This window comes from Phytopseudomonas flavescens, from assembly GCF_900100535.1.
GTDB lineage: Bacteria > Pseudomonadota > Gammaproteobacteria > Pseudomonadales > Pseudomonadaceae > Aquipseudomonas > Aquipseudomonas flavescens.
The window spans coordinates 56,323-74,474 of record NZ_FNDG01000014.1 but is presented as its reverse complement, the minus strand read 5'-3'; the positions used below and the strand labels follow the sequence as shown (position 1 = coordinate 74,474).

Below are 18,152 nucleotides of genomic sequence, written 5' to 3'. Positions count from 1 at the left end.
GCGCGCCAGGCGCCTGTGAATACAGGTTACAGTCATCGAGCAGTTACTCCGCTGTGCTTGGATTGCCGCACCCAGTTCAGCGCAGGGCATCTACGCGGTTAGAATAGCCGGCACCTGCCGCCAGAAGCGACTACCTCATGACCGACCTGACGCTCTATCACAACCCACGCTGCTCCAAATCTCGCGGTGCACTGCAACTGCTCGAAGAGCGCGGCTTGCAGCCAAGAGTACTGCTTTATCTGGAAACGCCACCCAGCGTCGCGCAATTGCGCGATGTGCTGGCCAAGCTGGGCATCCCCGCGCGGCAACTGCTGCGCAGTGGCGAAGACGAGTACCGCGAACTGAACCTGGCGGACGAGGCGCTCAGCGAAACGCAACTTATCGAGGCCATGAGCGCTCACCCGCGGCTGATCGAACGGCCGATTCTGGTCGCCGGTGACCGCGCGGTGATCGGCCGCCCTGCCGAGAACGTCCTGAGGCTACTGCCATGAGCAATGACTACATTCTCGTGCTGTATTACAGCCGGCATGGCGCCACGGCGGAGATGGCCCGCCATATCGCTCGTGGCGTGGAAATGCAGGGCCTGGAAGCACGCCTGCGCAGCGTACCAGCGGTATCTGCCGAGTGCGAGGCGGTCAGCGATACGGTTCCGGCCGACGGCGCCGCTTATGCCAGCCTCGACGACCTGAAGAATTGTGCCGGCCTGGCCCTGGGTAGCCCGACCCGTTTCGGCAACATGGCCGCGCCGCTGAAGTACTTCCTCGACGGCACCAGCAACCTGTGGCTGACCGGCAGCCTGGTCGGCAAGCCCGCCGGTGTCTTCACCTCCACGGCCAGCCTGCACGGCGGCCAGGAAAGCACGCTGCTGTCGATGTTGCTGCCCCTGTTGCACCACGGCATGCTGATCACCGGGCTGCCCTACAGCGAATCCGCTCTGGTCGAGACCCGTGGCGGCGGTACGCCCTATGGCGCCAGCCACCATGCCGGCGCAGACGGCAAGCGCAGCCTGGACGAGCATGAGATCATCCTGTGCCGCGCCCTCGGTCAACGCCTGGCGACTCTCGCCCTCAACCTGGGAAATGACCGTGGGCAGAACCACTAAGCCGCTTCCCAGCATCGCCTGGCTGCTGCCGCGCCTGCGCGTCTGCCGGTACCTGAGCCTGGCCAGTTTTCTGGGCCTGGCAGCGCTGCTGCTGATCTGGAACCTGGGCTATGCAGCGGTGCCCAGCTCGCTGCTCTGGGCAGTACTGGCTTTCCAGATGCTGCCCCTGCTGTTGCTTGCCCCAGGCATCCTCGGCGGCCACCCACGCACTCATTCCTGGGCCTGCTTTGTAGTCAACCTGTACTTCATCCAGGGCGTGCTGGCTGCCTTCGACCCGTCGAAGCAGCTATTCGGCTGGTTGGAAATCCTCCTCAGCTTCAGCCTGTTCACCAGCGCGCTGTTCTACACCCGCTGGTGCGCGCAGTACCAGCGCATCGGCGCGAGCAGTGAGGACATGCAGCAATAACGCTGGCCTCCGACCGCAAGCGGGCTACCAGCCCAGCGTTTCCTTCAGGAAGGGAATGGTCAACTTGCGCTGGGCCTGCAGCGACGCCTGATCGAGGCGCTCGAGCAAGTCGAACAAGGCGCTCATGCTGCGCTCGCCGCGGGTCAGGATAAAGCGCCCAACGTCATCGCTCATGTGCAGCCCACGACGCGAGGCGCGCAGTTGCAGGGCACGCAGTTTGTCTTCGTCGGACAGCGACTGCAGTTGGAACACCAGTGCCAGGGTCAGGCGCGATTTCAAATCGGGGAGCTTGATCGGCAACTCGCGGGGCGAGGCGTTGGCCGACAGCAGCAGGCGGCGACCGCTGTCACGCAGGCGGTTGAACAGGTGGAACAGGGCTTCTTCCCAGGTGCGCTGCCCGGAAGCCGCTTCGAGGTCGTCCAGGCAGACCAGCTCGAACTGCTCGAGATTGTCGAGAATCTCCGGGCCGTACTGCACCACCTCCGCCAGCGGCAGGTAAACGGCACGCTCCCCGATCTGCTCGAAGCGCAGGCAGGCGGCCTGCAGCAGATGGCTGCGACCGACGCCCTCTCCGCCCCACAGATAGATCAGGCTCTCCGTCCAGCCGGCATCTGCCTCGCACAGGCGCTCGACATACCCCAGGGCAGCGGCATTGGCGCCCGGGTAATAATTGGCGAAGGTGGCGTCGTCACGCAGACGCACACTCAAGGGCAACTGAATCGGCTTCATGCTGGGGGAAGGCTCGTCGCAGCCAGATCGGGACGGTGGATGAAGACGACCAAGTCTATACCCTTGGAGGCGCCCTGTCATTGACGTACTTTCCAAGGCAATACAAGGGTTTAGGCTGCCAAATCTAGTGCCGTACCAGGTCGCTCGCCAGGCACAGGGCAAGCGGCCCATGACCCTAGCGGATATTTCAGACGCCGGGATTCTCTCCGGTGTAGGCCTCGGACTGCTTGTACAGGTCGTGCACATGGCGCAGCAACACCATGATCACCGCCGCCACCGGCAACGCCAGCAGAATGCCCGTGAAGCCGAACAACTGCCCCCCCGCCATGATGGCGAAGATCACCGCGACCGGGTGCAGGCCGATACGGTCACCGACCAGCAGTGGCGTCAGCAGCATGCCCTCGAGCATCTGCCCCACCACGAACACACCGGCAATCGCCAGCAGCGGATAGGGATCGCCGCCGAACTGGAACACTCCGGCAATCAACGCCGAACCGATACCGACCACTACACCTAGATAAGGCACGATGCTGGCGAGGCCCGCCAGCAGGCCGATCAACAGGCCCAGCTCCAGGCCGATGGCCATCAGACCGACCGAATACATCACTCCCAGCGCGAGCATCACCAGCAGTTGCCCACGCAGGAACGCGCCCAGCACTTCATGGCACTCCGCGAACAACGTCACCACGACGCCTTCATTGTCGCGCGGCACCAGGCTGCGCAGCTTGGCGACCAGCAGATCCCAGTCACGCATCAGGTAGAAGCTGACCACTGGGATCAACAGCAGGTTGGCGACCCAGGCCATCAGCGCCAGACTCGACGCCGTCACCTGGGAAAGAATCAGCCCGGCGATATCGCCGGTTTGCCCCAGGTGCCCGGACATGGCCGCCTTCAACTGGTCGAAGCGCCAGAACCCCTCGTTCAGCCCGAACTTGACCTGAACCCATGGCAGTGCCTGGTTCTGAACCCAGTCGAGCATCTGCGGGAGCAGTTCATAGAGGCGCGTCAACTGCTTGCCGAGCATCGGAATGAGCACCAGCATCGCCAGGGCGATCAGCAACGCGAACAGCGTGAAGACCACGATCACGCCCCATGTACGGGAGAGCTTCAGGCGCTCCAGGCGATCCACCAGGGGATCGCCGAGATAGGCGATCAGGATGCCGATCAGAAACGGCGAAAGAATCGGATGCAGTACATACAGGAAGCCGCCCAGCACCAGCAATACAGCTATCCATAGCCAGCGAGACGAAAGGGGCATGCTCGATCCTCAACGGGGGAAGTGATGGGTCACGGCACAGGAGACTGCGCCCCGGGGCAGGCAGCCGCCTGTACGCAGCAGCCGGCAGTCAAGCGCTTCGGTGCAGATTGCCGGCCAGTCTACCAGCGAAAACGCAGAACATCGTCATCTGCCGTACCGGATGCAGCAGGCGTCGCCTGAGGATCGACGGGCGTCTGCGTGCCATCCATCGGCGCTGGCGCTCCGGCCTCCTGCGGTGACTCGGCAGCCAGTTCAGCGGCCGACACCTCATGCAACTGCAGCAATCCCAGCTGGCTACGCAATTGCTCGACGCTGGCACTGACCTTGTAGACCAGACGGTCGGCCTGCACCGCTTGCAACTGTGCTCCGAAGGGTTCGAGCACACGTTGCAGCTCAGCGTAGCGCGACAGATCCGCGCCGATGATTTCCACACTCCGGGTGGCACTCGCGCCTGCCGCGACCACGAAGCGCGGCGCCAGGCGCTCGCTCACCGCCATCAGCACCGCGTCGGCCAGAGCGGCCTGATCGGCGCCCTCGGCCTCGCCCCGTTCGCGTTCGTCGCCCAGCCACAGCTGCCAACCGGCCTGCCATTTGCCATCGGCCTCGCGAGCACGAACCGCCAACAACGCGTCGGCGCCATAGCGCTCGGAGGCCGAGCGCAGGGCGCCCGGATCCTTCGCGCTCAGGTTTTCATCGGTCGCCAGCAACTGCTCGCCGAGATCAGCCAGCGGCAGGCGCACTGGCAGACCGCGGTGCTGGGCGGCGAGGCGCAGAGGCTCGGCGCTGGCCTGGCCATCACCGACCATGCTCGAACCACTCTCGGTGTCGTTCAGCCACCAGGCCAGGATGGCCGGGCGATTGACGCCCCAGAGCGGCAGGCCCGCCTGGCGCAGCGAGCGGTCCGTGGACACCGCGTCGAAATCCACCACCAGGTGGTCGCCCTCGTAACCGTACTGACTGATGATCTGTTGAGGATCCTTGCGCAACTCTGCAAGGGCACCGCTCTTGGCCGCCTCTGGCTTGCCGGTGAGGCGCAACACCAAGGTGTCCACCGCGCGCTGCAGGGCGGCATCACGCTCCTCGGGCTGCTGGCTGGCGACCGTCTCACGCACCTGGTAAAGATCACTCACCGTAGCCGCCAGGGCCGGCAGGCTGAAGAGCGACAGACAGAGAAGCAGCGGGCAGAAGGTCAGGCGCATGAAGGAAAACTCTCGACGTGATGAAGACGGCGCACGGCAGCAGCCGGAGCGCTATACCTTAGGGGCTGTTGCCATGGCATCGCAAGCCGCGTCGCCGCACGACAGCGACAGCACCGGTGTTCGCGTGTGACCGGCTGCCCCCGGGATGGGTTTCATTGCCCGCCGGCCCTTGTACCGAGCCGGCGCTGCGGCTGGCCGCTGCCGGGCAAGCCTGATAAAATCGCGCGCCTTCGCAGAACGGCCCCAAGGGGCCGGTGCTATTCCGACTCTCCCCTTCCAAAGGCCTGGATCTATGAGCAAGCAACCCTCCATCAGCTACAAGGACGCAGGTGTAGATATCGACGCGGGGGAAGCCCTGGTCGAACGCATCAAGGGCGTAGCCAAGCGCACCGCCCGTCCTGAAGTCATGGGTGGCCTGGGTGGCTTCGGCGCCCTGTGCGAGATTCCGGCCGGCTACAAGCAACCCGTACTGGTTTCCGGCACCGATGGCGTGGGTACCAAGCTGCGCCTGGCCCTGAACCTGAACAAGCACGACAGCATCGGCCAGGATCTGGTCGCCATGTGCGTGAACGATCTGGTGGTCTGCGGTGCCGAGCCGCTGTTCTTCCTCGACTACTACGCCACCGGCAAACTGAACGTCGACGTGGCGGCCACCGTGGTCACCGGCATCGGCGCCGGCTGCGAACTCGCCGGCTGCTCCCTGGTCGGCGGCGAAACTGCTGAAATGCCCGGCATGTACGAAGGTGAAGACTACGACCTGGCCGGCTTCTGCGTTGGCGTCGTGGAAAAAGCCGAAATCATCGACGGCTCCAAGGTCGCCACGGGCGACGCACTGATCGCGCTGCCCTCCTCCGGTCCGCATTCCAATGGCTACTCGCTGATCCGCAAGATCCTCGACGTATCCGGCACCGACATCGAGAAGACCGAGCTCGCTGGCAAACCGCTAGCCGACCTGCTGATGGCGCCCACGCGCATCTACGTCAAACCCCTGCTCACGCTGATCAAGGACACTGGCGCGGTCAAGGCCATGGCGCACATCACTGGCGGCGGCCTGCTCGACAACATCCCGCGCGTGCTGCCGGACAACGCCCAGGCAGTGATCGACGTGGCCAGTTGGCAGCGTCCGGCGGTATTCGACTTCCTGCAGGAAAAAGGCAACGTCGACGAGCACGAAATGCACCGCGTACTGAACTGCGGTGTAGGCATGGTCATCTGCGTCGCCCAGGAACGGGTCGACGTTGCCCTGCAGACCCTGCGCGCTGCGGGTGAACAGCCGTGGGTCATCGGCCAGATCGCTGCCGCTGCCGAAGGCGCCGAGCGCGTCGTGTTGAACAACCTGAAAAGCCACTGATGCCACAACCCTGCAACGTGGTTGTATTGCTGTCCGGCAGCGGCAGCAACCTTCAAGCCCTGATCGACAGCGTCGACCAGGGCGAGAACCCGGCGCGAGTCGTCGCGGTGATCGCCAACCGCAGCGATGCCTTTGGCTTGCAGCGGGCGCGGGACGCGGGCATCGCGACCCGTGTTCTCGAGCATGGCGAATACGACGGTCGCGATGCCTTCGACCAGGCACTGATCCGAGTCATCGATGCCTTCTCGCCACAGCTGGTGGTGCTGGCCGGTTTCATGCGCATCCTCACGTCCGGGTTCGTGCGCCACTACCACGGACGCCTGCTGAACATCCACCCATCGCTGCTGCCTCGCCACAAGGGCCTGCACACCCATCAGCGCGCTCTGCAAGCCGGAGACGCCGAGCATGGCTGTAGCGTGCACTTCGTGACGGAGGAACTCGATGGTGGCCCTCTGGTCGTACAGGCAGTAATCCCGGTACAGTCGCAAGACACGGCCGCCAGCCTGGCGCAGCGGGTTCACGTGCAGGAGCACCAGATCTATCCGCTCGCCGTACGCTGGTTCGCCGAAGGCCGTTTGCGCCTCGGCGATTCCGGCCCGCTGCTCGACGGTCATGCATTGCCGGCCACCGGCTACCTCATCCACAGCAAGGAGACTCCATGCGCCGCGCCCTAATGTTAGCCCTGGCGTTGTTCAGCCTGCCTGCCCTCGCCGAAGAGCCCAAACCCTTCTCCGCCAGCTATACCGCCGACTGGAAACAGGTGCCGGTCAGTGGCTCGGCCGAACGCAGCCTGCAGAAGCTCGATGACGGCCGCTGGCAACTGGCCTTCAAGGCCTCCATGCTGGTTGCCGGCCTGACCGAACAGAGCACCTTCACGGTCGACGGCGACGCCTTCCTGCCGCAGAGCTACAAGTTCGAACGCAGTGGCCTCGGCAAGAGCAAGGATGTCGAATTCGATTTCGACTGGTCGCAGAAACAGGTGATCGGCAGCGACCGCGGCGATCCTGTGCGCTTTCCGCTCAACCGCGGCATGCAGGACAAATCCACCTATCAGCTCGCCCTGCAGCATGACGTTGCGACGGGGGAGAAAAGCATGAGCTACCAAGTGGTCGACGGCGACGAAATCGAAACCTACGACTTCCGCGTGCTCGGCGAAGAAGTGGTGCGCACCAGCGCCGGCCTGATCGACGCCATCAAGGTCGAACGCGTGCGCGATCCGACACAGAGCAGCCGCAAGACCATCCTCTGGTTCGCCAAGGACTGGGACTACCTGCTGGTCCGCCTGCATCAGGTGGAAAAGGACGGCAAGGAATACCAGATCATGCTCAAGTCGGGCACCGTCGACGGCAAGGCGGTAGAGGGTCGTCGCGACTGACACTAACGACAGCGCCAAAAAACCGGGCATGTCCCGGTTTTTTTACGCCTGCCGTCAGCGGTGTAGGTCTGCCGGCACACCCAACGAGACACAGTGAACTTGTAACCAATTGCTACAGTCGTAAAAAAGTCGTTGCTTGGCACGCCAAGCACGAACGCAAGCACCTTGCGCCGCATTTATCCGACGACCCTGGAGAGATAAGAATGAGCGTAGTCGTAGTGACCGAGCGTGACGAACACCACATGTCCCATGAGGCCCAGGCTGAAGGCAAACGTGTCTGGGACGTCCACCAGAATGACCAACTGGTCGGCATTTTCCCCTCTGAAGAAGAGGCGGTCGCCTACCAGGCAGAACTGGAATCCTCCTGAAGGGGCACCCACCCAGACCGCGATCGCCAGCCAGGCCCGTCAATCGCCGGGCGCTTGTCGGTAAAACGCAGGCACCGCTGATCGGCAGGTCATTCACGAGATCCGATGCCCACACCGGGCATCGGTTGTTTACTCCTCCCTGACACGGCCATCGCTGCCACTTGGCGTGGCATCCCGCAGGCATGGCGTGCCAGGCACGGAAGATGGCAATGCCAGTCAGTTCGACTGACCGGCATTGGTGTGCGGGCCTGTTCTGCTGGCCGAGGGATCAGCTTTCCAGCACTGGATGCGCGCCGCCGATCGGGATGCGCTTGGCCTTGGCCTCTTCCGGCACCAGGCGTTCCAGCTCGATATTGAGCAGGCCGTTGACCAGACTGGCACCTTTGACTTCGATATGGTCAGCCAAACGGAACGACAGTTTGAAGGAACGTTGGGCGATGCCCTGATACAGGTAGGTGACGTTGTCGCCATTGCCCGCGCGCTTGCCCCCGGTCACGGTCAGCACACCGCGCTCGACCTGCAGATCCAGATCTTCATCCTGAAAACCGGCGGCGGCGATGACGATACGGTACCTGTCATCGGCATGCTTCTCGACGTTGTAGGGGGGGTAGCTGCTGCTCGTCTCGTTGCGCATGGCGGATTCGAACAGGTCGTTGAAGCGGTCGAAGCCAATGGACTGGCGAAACAGCGGGGTCATGGAAAATGCGTTGCTCATGTTGAATCTCCTGATTTTTCAGCGAGTGATAAGGTGCGAGACCCGACTTCGGCATCCCGCAGTACTGAAAATGTGGATGACCAAAAAAATTTCAAGGGCTGAAAAACGGAGTCTTCGATGAGCAAAGTGATCCTGATTACCGGCGCCAGCCGAGGCATTGGTGCAGCCACCGCTCGCCTGGCTGCGCAGCATGGCTATGCGGTTGCGATCAACTATCGCCAGCAGGCCGGCGTAGCCGAAGCACTGGCCAGTGACATTGTCGGTGCTGGCGGCAGAGCCTTGGCATTACAGGCAGACGTAGCATACGAAGCGCAGGTGAAACGGCTTTTCGCCGAGATCGACGAACACCTGGGGCGTCTCGACGCGCTGGTCAACAATGCCGGCATCCTGGAGCAGCAAATGCGCCTGGAGGCGATGAGCCTCGAGCGCTGGCAGCGGGTCTTCGCCACCAACGTATTCGGCAGCTTCCTGTGCAACCGTGAAGCGGTGAAGCGTATGTCCACCCGCCAGGGCGGTCGCGGCGGCGCCATCGTCAACGTTTCATCGATCGCCGCCCGCCTGGGCGCACCGGACGAATACGTCGATTACGCGGCTGCCAAAGGTGCCGTCGACAGCATGACGATTGGCCTGGCCAAGGAACTGGCCGCCGATGGCATCCGTGTCAATGCGGTGCGCCCTGGGGTGATCGACACCGAGATCCACGCCAGTGGCGGCGAGCCGGAGCGTGTCGCCCGCGTTGCCGGGAACATTCCCCTGGCGCGTGGCGGGCGCGCAGAAGAAGTGGCCGAGGCCATTCTGTGGCTAGCCAGTGAGCAGGCTTCCTACACCACCGGCGTGCTGTTCGACGTCAGCGGCGGCCGTTGAGCAGCCTGGCTAGACCGCCTGGCACTCACCCTGCTCGCGAGGCACGAAGACGACGCCGAGCAACCCGTCGATGTACTCGCAACGGGTTTCCCGGCGCACCTGGGCGAACAGCTCAACGGCTTGCGGGTAGCTGCGCGTAAGCATGGCCAACCACTGCTTCAGCCGCCCCGGTGCATAGCGTGGGGAAATCTTGCGCCGGGCCTGCAGCCAGAACTCAGCCAGCAGCGGCTGCAGCTCCTCCCAGGTCATCACCCCGGCATCCTGCCCTGCCCGCGCCAGGGCGATCTGCCGCGCCAGGTCGGGTCGCGCCACCACGCCGCGACCGAGCATGATGTTTTCGACGCCGCTCACCTCGCGGCAGCGCCGCCAGTCTTCCAGCGACCAGATATCGCCGTTGGCGTAGACCGGAACCGCGACCGCCTCCTGAACCCGCGCCACCCACTCCCAATGGGCCGGCGGTTTGTAACCCTCGACCTTGGTACGGGCATGTACGACGATCTGCGACGCGCCACCTTCGGCAAGTGCCTGGGCACAATCGATGGCCCAGTCCTTGTGATCGAAGCCCAGGCGCATCTTGGCCGTGACGGGAATGGCGGCCGGCACACTGCGGCGCACCTCGCGGACGATCGCGTGCAACAGTTCCGGCTCCTTGAGCAGTACCGCCCCACCCCGGGACTTGTTCACGGTCTTGGCCGGGCAGCCGAAGTTGAGGTCGATCACCGGTGCACCGAGGACGCAGGCATAGGCGGCATTGTCGCCCAGGCACTTGGGGTCGGAGCCGAGCAGTTGCACGCGCAACGGCGTACCGGCAGCGGTTCTGGCACCGTTGAACAGCTCTGGAGCCAGCTTGCGGTAGGTGGATCTCGGCAGCACGCGGTCGGTAACCCGAATGAATTCGGTCACGCACCAGTCGATACCGCCGACCCGGGTCAGCACATCGCGAAGAATGTCATCGACCAATCCTTCCATGGGTGCCAGGGCGATCTGCATAGCGACTCTCTCGAAAAATGACTGAAGCCCGACAAGCACGGGAGGCGGCTGGAGCCGGTGACAGCCCACGAAAACGGCGCGTAGTGTAACGGTGCCCGACCAGCCAGGACAGCTGCCGGCGAGCTGAACGCAGGCCTGTCACACGCAGTCCATTGCAGTATCGATGCATCGCCTGGAGCCACCATGAGTCGACTTCTGCTGACCGGCAGCCTGCTTGCACTGCTGCTGCCCGCGCCTGCCACCTTCGCTGCAACGCCCATCTCCGAGGGCGTACCGATCGATCCGGCAGCCAGCGCCAAGCTCATCGTCAGTCGCGACCGCAACGCGCCGAATGCCTGCGACTTGCAGTTGCGTGTCGACGAGCAGTTAGTGGTGCCGATACCCGCCGGCGAAAGCGTGACGCTGGACGTACCCAGCGGAGAGCGCAGCGTCGTGCTCACGCCGTCCCGGGAAGGCTTCTGCGCGAAGATAGACTTGGTCAGCAGTCAGTCGATCCTGCTGCAGCCCGGCGAAGTGCGGCGCTACCAGGCGATCTACCAAGAGCAGAAGCTGTTTCTGGCGCCACAGTAGCAGTACCTAGGAACTCAGCAGCGCCTTGCCGTAGCCTTCGATGAACTCGGCGGGCATGCGTTTCGGCTTACCGGTGGATAGCTCGATGCAAACGAAGGTGGTTCTTGCGCGAAGCAGCGTAGCGCCGTCCTGCGGGCGAACCAGCTGGAAGCAGCGATCCATCTTCAAGCGCTGATCGGACTCGACGATCCAGGTGCCGATCAACAACTCCTGACCTTCGTAGGCGCTGCTCAGGTAGTCGATCTCGTGACGCACCACCGCCATGGCGCGATCGAGGCGCCGGTACTCGACCAGATCCAGGCCGAGCGATTGCGAGTGGCGCCAGGCGCAACGCTCCAGCCAGGTGACGTAGACAGCATTGTTGGCATGCCCGAGGCCGTCGATGTCCTCACTGCCGACCAGCAGCTCGAGGGTGAAGGGATTGGGACGATCCCACTTCACGAGTGAAGCCCCGGATTGACGGCCAGCTCTCGTGCATACCGTCGCGCAGCATCCATTGTCAGCCTCATACAACCTTCCTCTATCGACCAGCCCCTGTTCAGAGCCAGACATTAGGGGCTTTGGCTGCCGCCACGCAAGCCGCATCTGAGACCATGCGCCTGGCCAGCACACTTTTTCGAACGCACAAAAACAAAAGGGCCACTTCGTGAGAAGTGACCCTTAAAAATCCCGCAGAGCGGGCAAAAATGGCGTCCCCTAGGGGACTCGAACCCCTGTTACCGCCGTGAAAGGGCGGTGTCCTAGGCCACTAGACGAAGGGGACGAAACCTTCGAAGAACAAGGCCAGCACTAGGCTGGCCTGTCGTGGATTGGTGGAGCTAGACGGGATCGAACCGTCGACCTCTTGCATGCCATGCAAGCGCTCTCCCAGCTGAGCTATAGCCCCAGAACCTTTCGGTCTGGCTGCAACGCCGAAGCACTGCAGCTGGAAATAATGGCGTCCCCTAGGGGACTCGAACCCCTGTTACCGCCGTGAAAGGGCGGTGTCCTAGGCCACTAGACGAAGGGGACGCAAAGCCCTTCTTTACAACTCAACCTGTTCCGAGGAACCGGTTGTGGCTATCGAGATTGGTGGAGCTAGACGGGATCGAACCGTCGACCTCTTGCATGCCATGCAAGCGCTCTCCCAGCTGAGCTATAGCCCCATCTCGAGGACGGGGCGCATGTTAAGTGCGGCCCCGCACCCTGTCAACAAAATTTTAGCCGGTGATGCGTTTTTTTTCGCTGACATAACAAACACTTACCTATCCAATCCGGTGTATCGGCAAGGAAAACGACCGGTGGCCAGGTATCAGGCGATGCTGGCCAGGCGTTTTTCCCATTCCTTGTTCTCTTTCTTCGACACCCCACCGAGCAACTCGATTGCCTGGCGCAGACGGAAACGGGTGAGATCCGGGCCGAGGATTTCCATGGCGTCGAGCACCGACACCGAGCTGGCCTGACCGGTAACGGCCGCGAACATCAGCGGCATGGCATCGCGCAGTTTCAGTTCCAGATGCTCGACCACCGACTGGATGCAGCCGGTGATGCGATCTTTCTCCCACTGCCGCAGGGCCTCGAGCTTCCACAGGATCAGTTGCATGAGCTGGCGCACCTGATCGTCGGAGAGCTTCTTGTGAGCGAACAGCGCTTTGTCCGGCTGCACTGCGCCGGCAAAGAAGAAACTGGCCAGGGGAGCGATCTGGCTGAAGGTTTCCACCCTGCCCTGTACATGCGGAGCGATCCGCATCAAGTAGTCGCTGTTGAACGCCCATTTCTGCACACCGGCGGCGAATTCTTCGACGCTCAGATCACGCATCCACTGGCCGTTGAGCCAGGACAGCTTCTCCAGGTCGAAGATCGGCCCACCCAGGGAAACACGCTGCACATCGAAGTTGGCGACCATCTCGTCCAGGGTGAACTTCTCGCGCTCGTCCGGCATGGACCAGCCCATGCGGCCCAGATAGTTGAGCATCGCCTGGGGGAGGAAACCCATGCGCTCGTAGAAGGTGATCGAGGTCGGATTCTTGCGCTTGGACAGTTTGCTCTTGTCCGGATTGCGCAGCAGCGGCATGTAGCACAGCTGCGGCTTTTCCCAGCCGAAGTACTCGTACAGCAGGATCAGCTTGGGCGCCGACGGCAGCCACTCTTCGCCGCGCAACACATGGGTGATCTTCATCAGGTGGTCGTCGACCACGTTGGCGAGGAAGTAGGTCGGCAGGCCATCGGTCTTCATCAGCACCTGCATGTCCATGCGGTCCCACGGGATCTCGACATCGCCGCGCAGCATGTCCGGCACCACGCAGACGCCTTCGCTCGGCACCTTCATGCGGATCACATGGGGCTCACCTGCGGCCAGGCGACGCTGCACTTCCTCTTCGGCAAGCAGCAGGCCACGACCGTCGTAGCGTGGCGTCTCGCCACGGGCGGTCTGCTCGGCACGCATCTGGTCGAGCTCGTCCGGGGTGCAGAAGCAGTAGAAGGCATGGCCTTTCTCGACCAGCTCCAGCGCGTACTTGCGGTAGATCTCGCCACGCTCGCTCTGCCGATATGGACCATAAGGACCGCCAACGTCGGGGCCTTCGTTCCACTCGATGCCTAACCAGCGCAAAGCGTCATAGATCTGCTGTTCCGACTCGCGGGTCGAACGCAGCTGATCGGTATCTTCGATACGCAGGATGAACTCACCACCGTGCTGGCGGGCGAAGCACAGGTTGAACAGGGCGATGTAGGCAGTGCCGACATGGGGATCGCCGGTTGGCGACGGTGCGATGCGAGTACGAACGGTGGTCATGGAAAGTCCCGATACGATGGGGCGAAAACCACCATCAGGCCGAACCGGAGAGGCTTTCGCGAAAGGGGCCAATAGTAGCAGGGCCAGGCCCCACGGCTCCAGCGACCACGGAGTGCCAATGAGCCGTGGTCGGGATTGGCCGACCACGTAGCCCAGAGGGCGGCATGACCTGAACTGCGCCGTCTAGCGTCCGGGCGACAAGCGCTCCAGGTAGCGGCGCAATGCGGGCACCGCTTCCTCGACACTGGCACTGCAGCCAGCCCAGGAACAGGCCAGCATCAGATTGCGCGGCAAGCCGAAGTCCTCGATCAGAAACCCTTGGGCATCACGTCCGTCGACATCCCCGTCCAACCAGTCGCGCATGGCCCCACAGGCCTGGAAATACACCCAGACCGGCTTGCCGAGCGCCACCGCGGCGCCAATCTCGAAAGCAGTACCGGAATCCGGCTCATGCCCCCGGAATAGATTCAGGTTGGCCAACACCGCGTCCGCCTCACGGATCATCGCCATGTTCAGGCGACAGATCAGCGCGGCACGCTCGCCCGGCGACAGCCCGGCAGTGACCTCGTTGTCGAAGGGGTAGAGCCCCTGCATGCCCTGCTCGTGGCACAGCCGCTTGAGATACGCGCCATGCTCGACGGCGTCGCCACGAAATACATCGAACCCGGCCAGGTAGATCCTGGCATTGTCGGCCTGCTTCATACCGCCAGCAGCCGCTCACGGAGTTTCTGGATCTCGTCGCGCATCTGCGCAGCGGCTTCGAACTCCAGGTCGCGTGCCAACTGGTACATTTTCTCTTCCAGCTGGCGAATGCGTTTGGTGATTTCCGACGGCGAGCGCAGCTCGGCTTCGTAGCGGGCACTCTCCTCCGCCGCCTTGGCCATCCCCTTGCGTTTGTTGCTACGCGCGCCGGGCACCACGGCCCCCTCGAGGATGTCCTTGACGTCCTTGAAGACGCCCTTGGGCACGATGCCGTTGGCCTCGTTGAAGGCCACCTGCTTCTCGCGGCGCCGCTCGGTTTCGCCGATGGCGCGCTCCATGGAGCCGGTCATGCGATCGGCGTAGAGGATGGCGTGACCATTGAGATTACGCGCCGCACGGCCAATGGTCTGGATCAGCGAACGCTCGCTGCGCAGGAAACCTTCCTTGTCGGCATCGAGAATCGCCACCAGCGCCACCTCGGGCATATCCAGGCCCTCGCGAAGCAGGTTGATGCCGACCAGCACGTCGAAGGTGCCGATGCGCAGATCACGGATGATTTCCACTCGCTCCACGGTGTCGATGTCCGAGTGCAGGTAGCGCACCTTGACGCCGTGATCGCCCAGGTAATCGGTCAGGTCCTCGGCCATGCGCTTGGTCAGCGTGGTGACCAGCACGCGCTGTTCGAGGGCGACACGCTTGTGAATCTCCGAAAGCAGGTCATCGACCTGAGTGCGCGCCGGGCGTACCTCGACTTCGGGGTCGACCAGACCGGTCGGCCGCACCACCTGCTCGATCACACGGCCGGCGTGGTCGGCCTCGTATGGGCCTGGCGTGGCGGAGACGAAGATGGTCTGCGGGCTGGCCGCTTCCCACTCCTCGAAACGCATTGGCCGGTTGTCCAGCGCCGAGGGCAGGCGAAAGCCGTACTCGACCAGGGTTTCCTTGCGCGAGCGGTCGCCTTTGTACATGGCACCGACTTGCGGCACGCTGACGTGGGACTCGTCGATCACCAGCAGGGCCTCGCCCGGCAAGTAATCGTAGAGCGTCGGTGGCGGTGCCCCCGAATCACGGCCCGAGAGGTAGCGCGAGTAGTTTTCGATGCCGTTGCAGTAGCCCAGCTCGAGGATCATCTCCAGGTCGAAGCGGGTGCGCTGCTCCAGGCGCTGCGCTTCGACCAGCTTGTTGGCGCCACGCAGGTAGTCCAGGCGATCCTTGAGCTCGACCTTGATCTTCTCCATCGCCTCGAGCAGCGTGTCGCGCGGCGTCACGTAGTGGCTCTTGGGATAGAAGGTGAAACGCGGCAGGCGGCTGATCACCTCGCCGGTGAGTGGATCGAAGGCACTGATGTTCTCGACTTCGTCATCGAACAGCTCGACACGGATCGCTTCCAGGTCGGACTCGGCCGGAAAGATGTCGATGACATCGCCCCGTACCCGGAAAGTCGCGCGGGCGAAATCCATGTCGTTACGGGTGTACTGCAGTTCGGCCAGGCGGCGCAGCAACGCGCGCTGGTCCATCTTGTCGCCACGGTCGAGGTGCAGCACCATTTTCAGGTACTCCTCGGGGCTGCCCAGGCCGTAGATCGAGGAAACGGTGCAGACCACGATGACGTCCTTGCGCTCGATCAGCGCCTTGGTCGCCGACAGGCGCATCTGCTCGATGTGGTCGTTGATCGACGCATCCTTCTCGATGAAGGTGTCCGATGACGGCACGTAGGCCTCGGGCTGGTAGTAGTCGTAGTAGGAGACGAAGTACTCCACCGCGTTGTTCGGGAAGAACGACTTGAACTCGCCATACAGCTGCGCGGCCAGGGTCTTGTTCGGTGCCAGCACCAGGGTCGGCCGCTGCACCTTGGCAATCACGTTGGCAATGCTGAAGGTCTTGCCGGAGCCTGTCACGCCGAGCAGCGTCTGGTGCGACAGGCCCGCCTCCAGGCCCTCGATCATCTGCCGGATCGCCTCGGGTTGGTCGCCGGCGGGCTGGAAACGGGTGACCAGTTGGAACTCGGACATAAATACCTCAAAAGGCTGTGACGCCTCGCAAGAGCGGGCGTCATACCTGGTGTACGCTGTCGCGACACAGAATATGGGCCGCTATACTAGCGGCCCGCTTGCGCAACCCCTAGTCTCAGTTGCCGGGGTTGCTCCAGGAACGTAAATCGGTCTCTAAACCCACCCTCACTACAGAGCTGCCGCCCCCATGAGTCTGTTCTCCGCCGTCGAAATGGCTCCGCGCGATCCTATCCTGGGCCTCAACGAAGCGTTCAACGCCGATACACGTCCTGACAAGGTCAACCTTGGCGTGGGTGTCTACACCAACGAAGAAGGCCGCATTCCCCTGCTGCGTGCCGTGGTCGAGGCGGAGACCGCACTCACCGCTTCGCACGCCCCGCGCGGCTACCTGCCGATCGAGGGCATCGCCGCTTACGACAAGGCTGTGCAGACCCTGCTGCTCGGCAACGACTCGCCGCTGATCCAGCAAGGCCGTGCGATCACCACCCAGGCCATCGGCGGCACCGGCGCACTGAAGACCGGCGCCGATTTTCTCAAACGCCTGCTGCCTGACGCCACCGTGGCCATCAGCGACCCGAGCTGGGAAAACCACCGCGCGCTGTTCGAAGCCGCCGGTTTCCCGGTGCGTAGCTATCGCTACTACGATGCCTTCAGCAATGGCGTCAACCGTGGCGGTCTGCTCGAAGACCTGAAGAATCTGCCCGCTCGTTCGATCGTCGTCCTGCATGCCTGCTGCCACAACCCCACCGGAGTCGACCTGGCGCCCGAGGACTGGCAGGCGGTGCTGGAAATCGTACGCGAACGCGAACATGTGCCCTTCCTCGATATCGCCTACCAGGGTTTCGGCGACGGTATTGAAGAAGACGCCGCTGCCGTGCGTTTGTTCGCCCAATCTGGCCTGACCTTCTTCGTCTCCAGCTCGTTCTCCAAATCCTTTTCGCTGTATGGCGAGCGCGTTGGCGCCCTGACCATCGTCACGGGTGACCAGGAAGAAACGGAGCGGGTGCTGTCGCAGGTCAAACGGGTGATCCGCACCAACTACTCCAACCCGCCGACCCATGGCGCCAGCGTCGTCGCTGCCGTCCTCAACAACCCCGAGTTGCGGGTGATGTGGGAAACCGAACTGGGCGAAATGCGTGATCGTATTCGCACCATGCGCCTGGCCATGGTCGAGCAACTGGCAGACCTGAACGCCAAGCGCGACTTCGGTTTCGTTGCCGAACAGCGCGGCATGTTCTCCTATTCGGGGCTGACCACCGAGCAGGTCGAGCGCCTTAGAACCGAGTTCGGCATCTACGCCGTAGGTACCGGACGGATCTGTGTGGCTGCATTGAACACACGCAATCTACCGGTAGTCACCAAGGCCATCGCCGAAGTGCTTTGAGTGGATGCGGGGAAGTCGGTAGGTGCTTGACTTCCCCTTCGTAATCAGTAGGATACGCGTCGTCGTTCCGCGATAGCTCAGTCGGTAGAGCAAATGACTGTTAATCATTGGGTCCCTGGTTCGAGTCCAGGTCGCGGAGCCAAATTAAAGAAACCCGGTCGCTAGGCCGGGTTTTTTATTGCCTGCGGACTCTCCCAGGGACTACGTCCCAGGCTATTCGCTTCGCTCACCCCTGCGGGGCCGCGCTGAAGCGCGTTCAGCTTCGCTGTCGAGTCCAGGTCGCGGAGCCAGATTCAGGAACCCGGTCACCAGGCCGGACACGCCCGCTCAGGCGCCCAACCCGTGGCACTGCAC

Annotated in this window: 20 protein-coding genes and 5 tRNA genes; 12 read left to right on the top strand and 13 right to left on the bottom strand. The window is 63.0% G+C overall.

Annotation, left to right across the window (positions count from 1 at the left end):
• Window positions 1-137 precede the first annotated feature (137 nt).
• Genes arsC through BLR94_RS17610 form a run of 3 tightly spaced genes read left to right on the top strand, consistent with a single transcriptional unit; the run spans window position 138 to window position 1,508 of the window.
• The gene (gene arsC / locus BLR94_RS17620; protein ID WP_084306051.1) at window positions 138-491 is read left to right on the top strand and encodes an arsenate reductase (glutaredoxin); all 354 of its coding nucleotides are present in this window, start codon (window positions 138-140) and stop codon (window positions 489-491) included.
• A complete protein-coding gene (gene wrbA / locus BLR94_RS17615) occupies window positions 488-1,102 on the top strand; it encodes an NAD(P)H:quinone oxidoreductase (RefSeq protein ID WP_084306050.1) in 615 nt (204 codons plus the stop codon). Before arsC ends, wrbA begins: the two co-directional genes overlap by 4 nt.
• The gene (locus tag BLR94_RS17610; protein WP_084306200.1) at window positions 1,086-1,508 is read left to right on the top strand and encodes a DUF2069 domain-containing protein; all 423 of its coding nucleotides are present in this window, start codon (window positions 1,086-1,088) and stop codon (window positions 1,506-1,508) included. Before wrbA ends, BLR94_RS17610 begins: the two co-directional genes overlap by 17 nt.
• 24 nt (window positions 1,509-1,532) lie before the next feature.
• Here BLR94_RS17610 and hda read toward each other — a convergent pair whose 3' ends face one another.
• The 3 genes from hda to BLR94_RS17595 form a co-directional block, all read right to left on the bottom strand.
• Window positions 1,533-2,237 (bottom strand): DnaA regulatory inactivator Hda, encoded by a 705-nt coding sequence (hda, locus tag BLR94_RS17605; RefSeq protein WP_084306048.1) that lies wholly within the window; start codon window positions 2,235-2,237, stop codon window positions 1,533-1,535.
• A gap of 187 nt (window positions 2,238-2,424) precedes the next feature.
• Window positions 2,425-3,495, bottom strand: a complete 1,071-nt coding sequence (locus BLR94_RS17600; RefSeq protein ID WP_084306046.1) for an AI-2E family transporter — start codon at window positions 3,493-3,495, stop codon at window positions 2,425-2,427.
• 119 nt (window positions 3,496-3,614) lie between these two features.
• Window positions 3,615-4,694 carry a DUF2066 domain-containing protein gene (locus BLR94_RS17595; protein ID WP_084306044.1) on the bottom strand — a complete coding sequence of 360 codons (1,080 nt, stop codon included), beginning with the start codon at window positions 4,692-4,694 and terminating at the stop codon, window positions 3,615-3,617.
• Here BLR94_RS17595 and BLR94_RS28205 point away from each other — a divergent pair.
• The 5 genes from BLR94_RS28205 to BLR94_RS27525 all read left to right on the top strand — a co-directional run bounded on the left by BLR94_RS28205 (window position 4,693) and on the right by BLR94_RS27525 (window position 7,788).
• Window positions 4,693-4,824, top strand: a complete 132-nt coding sequence (locus BLR94_RS28205; protein ID WP_279615876.1) for a hypothetical protein — start codon at window positions 4,693-4,695, stop codon at window positions 4,822-4,824. The genes BLR94_RS17595 and BLR94_RS28205 overlap by 2 nt on opposite strands.
• Window positions 4,825-4,986: 162 nt before the next feature.
• Window positions 4,987-6,045 carry a phosphoribosylformylglycinamidine cyclo-ligase gene (gene purM, locus BLR94_RS17590; RefSeq protein ID WP_084306042.1) on the top strand — a complete coding sequence of 353 codons (1,059 nt, stop codon included), beginning with the start codon at window positions 4,987-4,989 and terminating at the stop codon, window positions 6,043-6,045.
• Window positions 6,045-6,719, top strand: coding sequence for a phosphoribosylglycinamide formyltransferase (gene purN / locus BLR94_RS17585; RefSeq protein WP_084306040.1), 675 nt, complete (start codon window positions 6,045-6,047; stop codon window positions 6,717-6,719). Before purM ends, purN begins: the two co-directional genes overlap by 1 nt.
• Window positions 6,704-7,420, top strand: a complete 717-nt coding sequence (locus BLR94_RS17580; protein ID WP_084306038.1) for a DUF3108 domain-containing protein — start codon at window positions 6,704-6,706, stop codon at window positions 7,418-7,420. Before purN ends, BLR94_RS17580 begins: the two co-directional genes overlap by 16 nt.
• Window positions 7,421-7,623: 203 nt before the next feature.
• Entirely contained in the window at window positions 7,624-7,788 is a 165-nt protein-coding gene (locus tag BLR94_RS27525) for a hypothetical protein (protein WP_167359774.1), read from the top strand.
• Window positions 7,789-8,056: 268 nt separating this feature from the next.
• Here BLR94_RS27525 and BLR94_RS17575 read toward each other — a convergent pair whose 3' ends face one another.
• Window positions 8,057-8,503 (bottom strand): Hsp20 family protein, encoded by a 447-nt coding sequence (locus BLR94_RS17575; protein ID WP_084306036.1) that lies wholly within the window; start codon window positions 8,501-8,503, stop codon window positions 8,057-8,059.
• Between the two features lie 117 nt (window positions 8,504-8,620).
• Here BLR94_RS17575 and BLR94_RS17570 point away from each other — a divergent pair, with 117 nt between their 5' ends.
• Window positions 8,621-9,367, top strand: coding sequence for an SDR family oxidoreductase (locus BLR94_RS17570; RefSeq protein ID WP_084306035.1), 747 nt, complete (start codon window positions 8,621-8,623; stop codon window positions 9,365-9,367).
• A gap of 9 nt (window positions 9,368-9,376) precedes the next feature.
• Here BLR94_RS17570 and BLR94_RS17565 read toward each other — a convergent pair whose 3' ends face one another.
• Window positions 9,377-10,357 carry a tRNA dihydrouridine synthase gene (locus tag BLR94_RS17565; RefSeq protein ID WP_084306033.1) on the bottom strand — a complete coding sequence of 327 codons (981 nt, stop codon included), beginning with the start codon at window positions 10,355-10,357 and terminating at the stop codon, window positions 9,377-9,379.
• A gap of 183 nt (window positions 10,358-10,540) precedes the next feature.
• Here BLR94_RS17565 and BLR94_RS17560 point away from each other — a divergent pair, with 183 nt between their 5' ends.
• Complete coding sequence (locus BLR94_RS17560; RefSeq protein ID WP_084306031.1) at window positions 10,541-10,927, top strand: hypothetical protein; 387 nt, start codon at window positions 10,541-10,543, stop codon at window positions 10,925-10,927.
• Between the two features lie 6 nt (window positions 10,928-10,933).
• Here the strand turns inward: BLR94_RS17560 and BLR94_RS17555 are convergent, their stop codons facing one another.
• The 8 genes from BLR94_RS17555 to uvrB all read right to left on the bottom strand — a co-directional run bounded on the left by BLR94_RS17555 (window position 10,934) and on the right by uvrB (window position 16,414).
• Entirely contained in the window at window positions 10,934-11,368 is a 435-nt protein-coding gene (locus tag BLR94_RS17555) for an acyl-CoA thioesterase (protein ID WP_084306029.1), read from the bottom strand.
• 246 nt (window positions 11,369-11,614) lie between these two features.
• Window positions 11,615-11,690 (bottom strand) — tRNA-Glu (locus tag BLR94_RS17550).
• 47 nt (window positions 11,691-11,737) lie between these two features.
• Window positions 11,738-11,813, bottom strand: a tRNA-Ala gene (locus BLR94_RS17545).
• 49 nt (window positions 11,814-11,862) lie between these two features.
• Window positions 11,863-11,938, bottom strand: a tRNA-Glu gene (locus BLR94_RS17540).
• Window positions 11,939-11,996: 58 nt separating this feature from the next.
• Window positions 11,997-12,072, bottom strand: a tRNA-Ala gene (locus BLR94_RS17535).
• 146 nt (window positions 12,073-12,218) lie between these two features.
• A complete protein-coding gene (gene gltX, locus BLR94_RS17530) occupies window positions 12,219-13,700 on the bottom strand; it encodes a glutamate--tRNA ligase (protein WP_084306027.1) in 1,482 nt (493 codons plus the stop codon).
• 183 nt (window positions 13,701-13,883) lie between these two features.
• Window positions 13,884-14,402, bottom strand: a complete 519-nt coding sequence (locus tag BLR94_RS17525) for a nucleoside 2-deoxyribosyltransferase (protein WP_084306025.1) — start codon at window positions 14,400-14,402, stop codon at window positions 13,884-13,886.
• Window positions 14,399-16,414 carry an excinuclease ABC subunit UvrB gene (uvrB, locus tag BLR94_RS17520; RefSeq protein ID WP_084306023.1) on the bottom strand — a complete coding sequence of 672 codons (2,016 nt, stop codon included), beginning with the start codon at window positions 16,412-16,414 and terminating at the stop codon, window positions 14,399-14,401. The genes BLR94_RS17525 and uvrB overlap by 4 nt, the downstream gene beginning before the upstream one ends.
• A gap of 187 nt (window positions 16,415-16,601) precedes the next feature.
• Here uvrB and BLR94_RS17515 point away from each other — a divergent pair, with 187 nt between their 5' ends.
• Both BLR94_RS17515 and BLR94_RS17510 read left to right on the top strand, forming a co-directional pair.
• Window positions 16,602-17,798 (top strand): amino acid aminotransferase, encoded by a 1,197-nt coding sequence (locus tag BLR94_RS17515; protein WP_084306021.1) that lies wholly within the window; start codon window positions 16,602-16,604, stop codon window positions 17,796-17,798.
• Window positions 17,799-17,864: 66 nt separating this feature from the next.
• A tRNA-Asn gene (locus BLR94_RS17510) sits at window positions 17,865-17,940 on the top strand.
• Window positions 17,941-18,152: the final 212 nt, after the last annotated feature.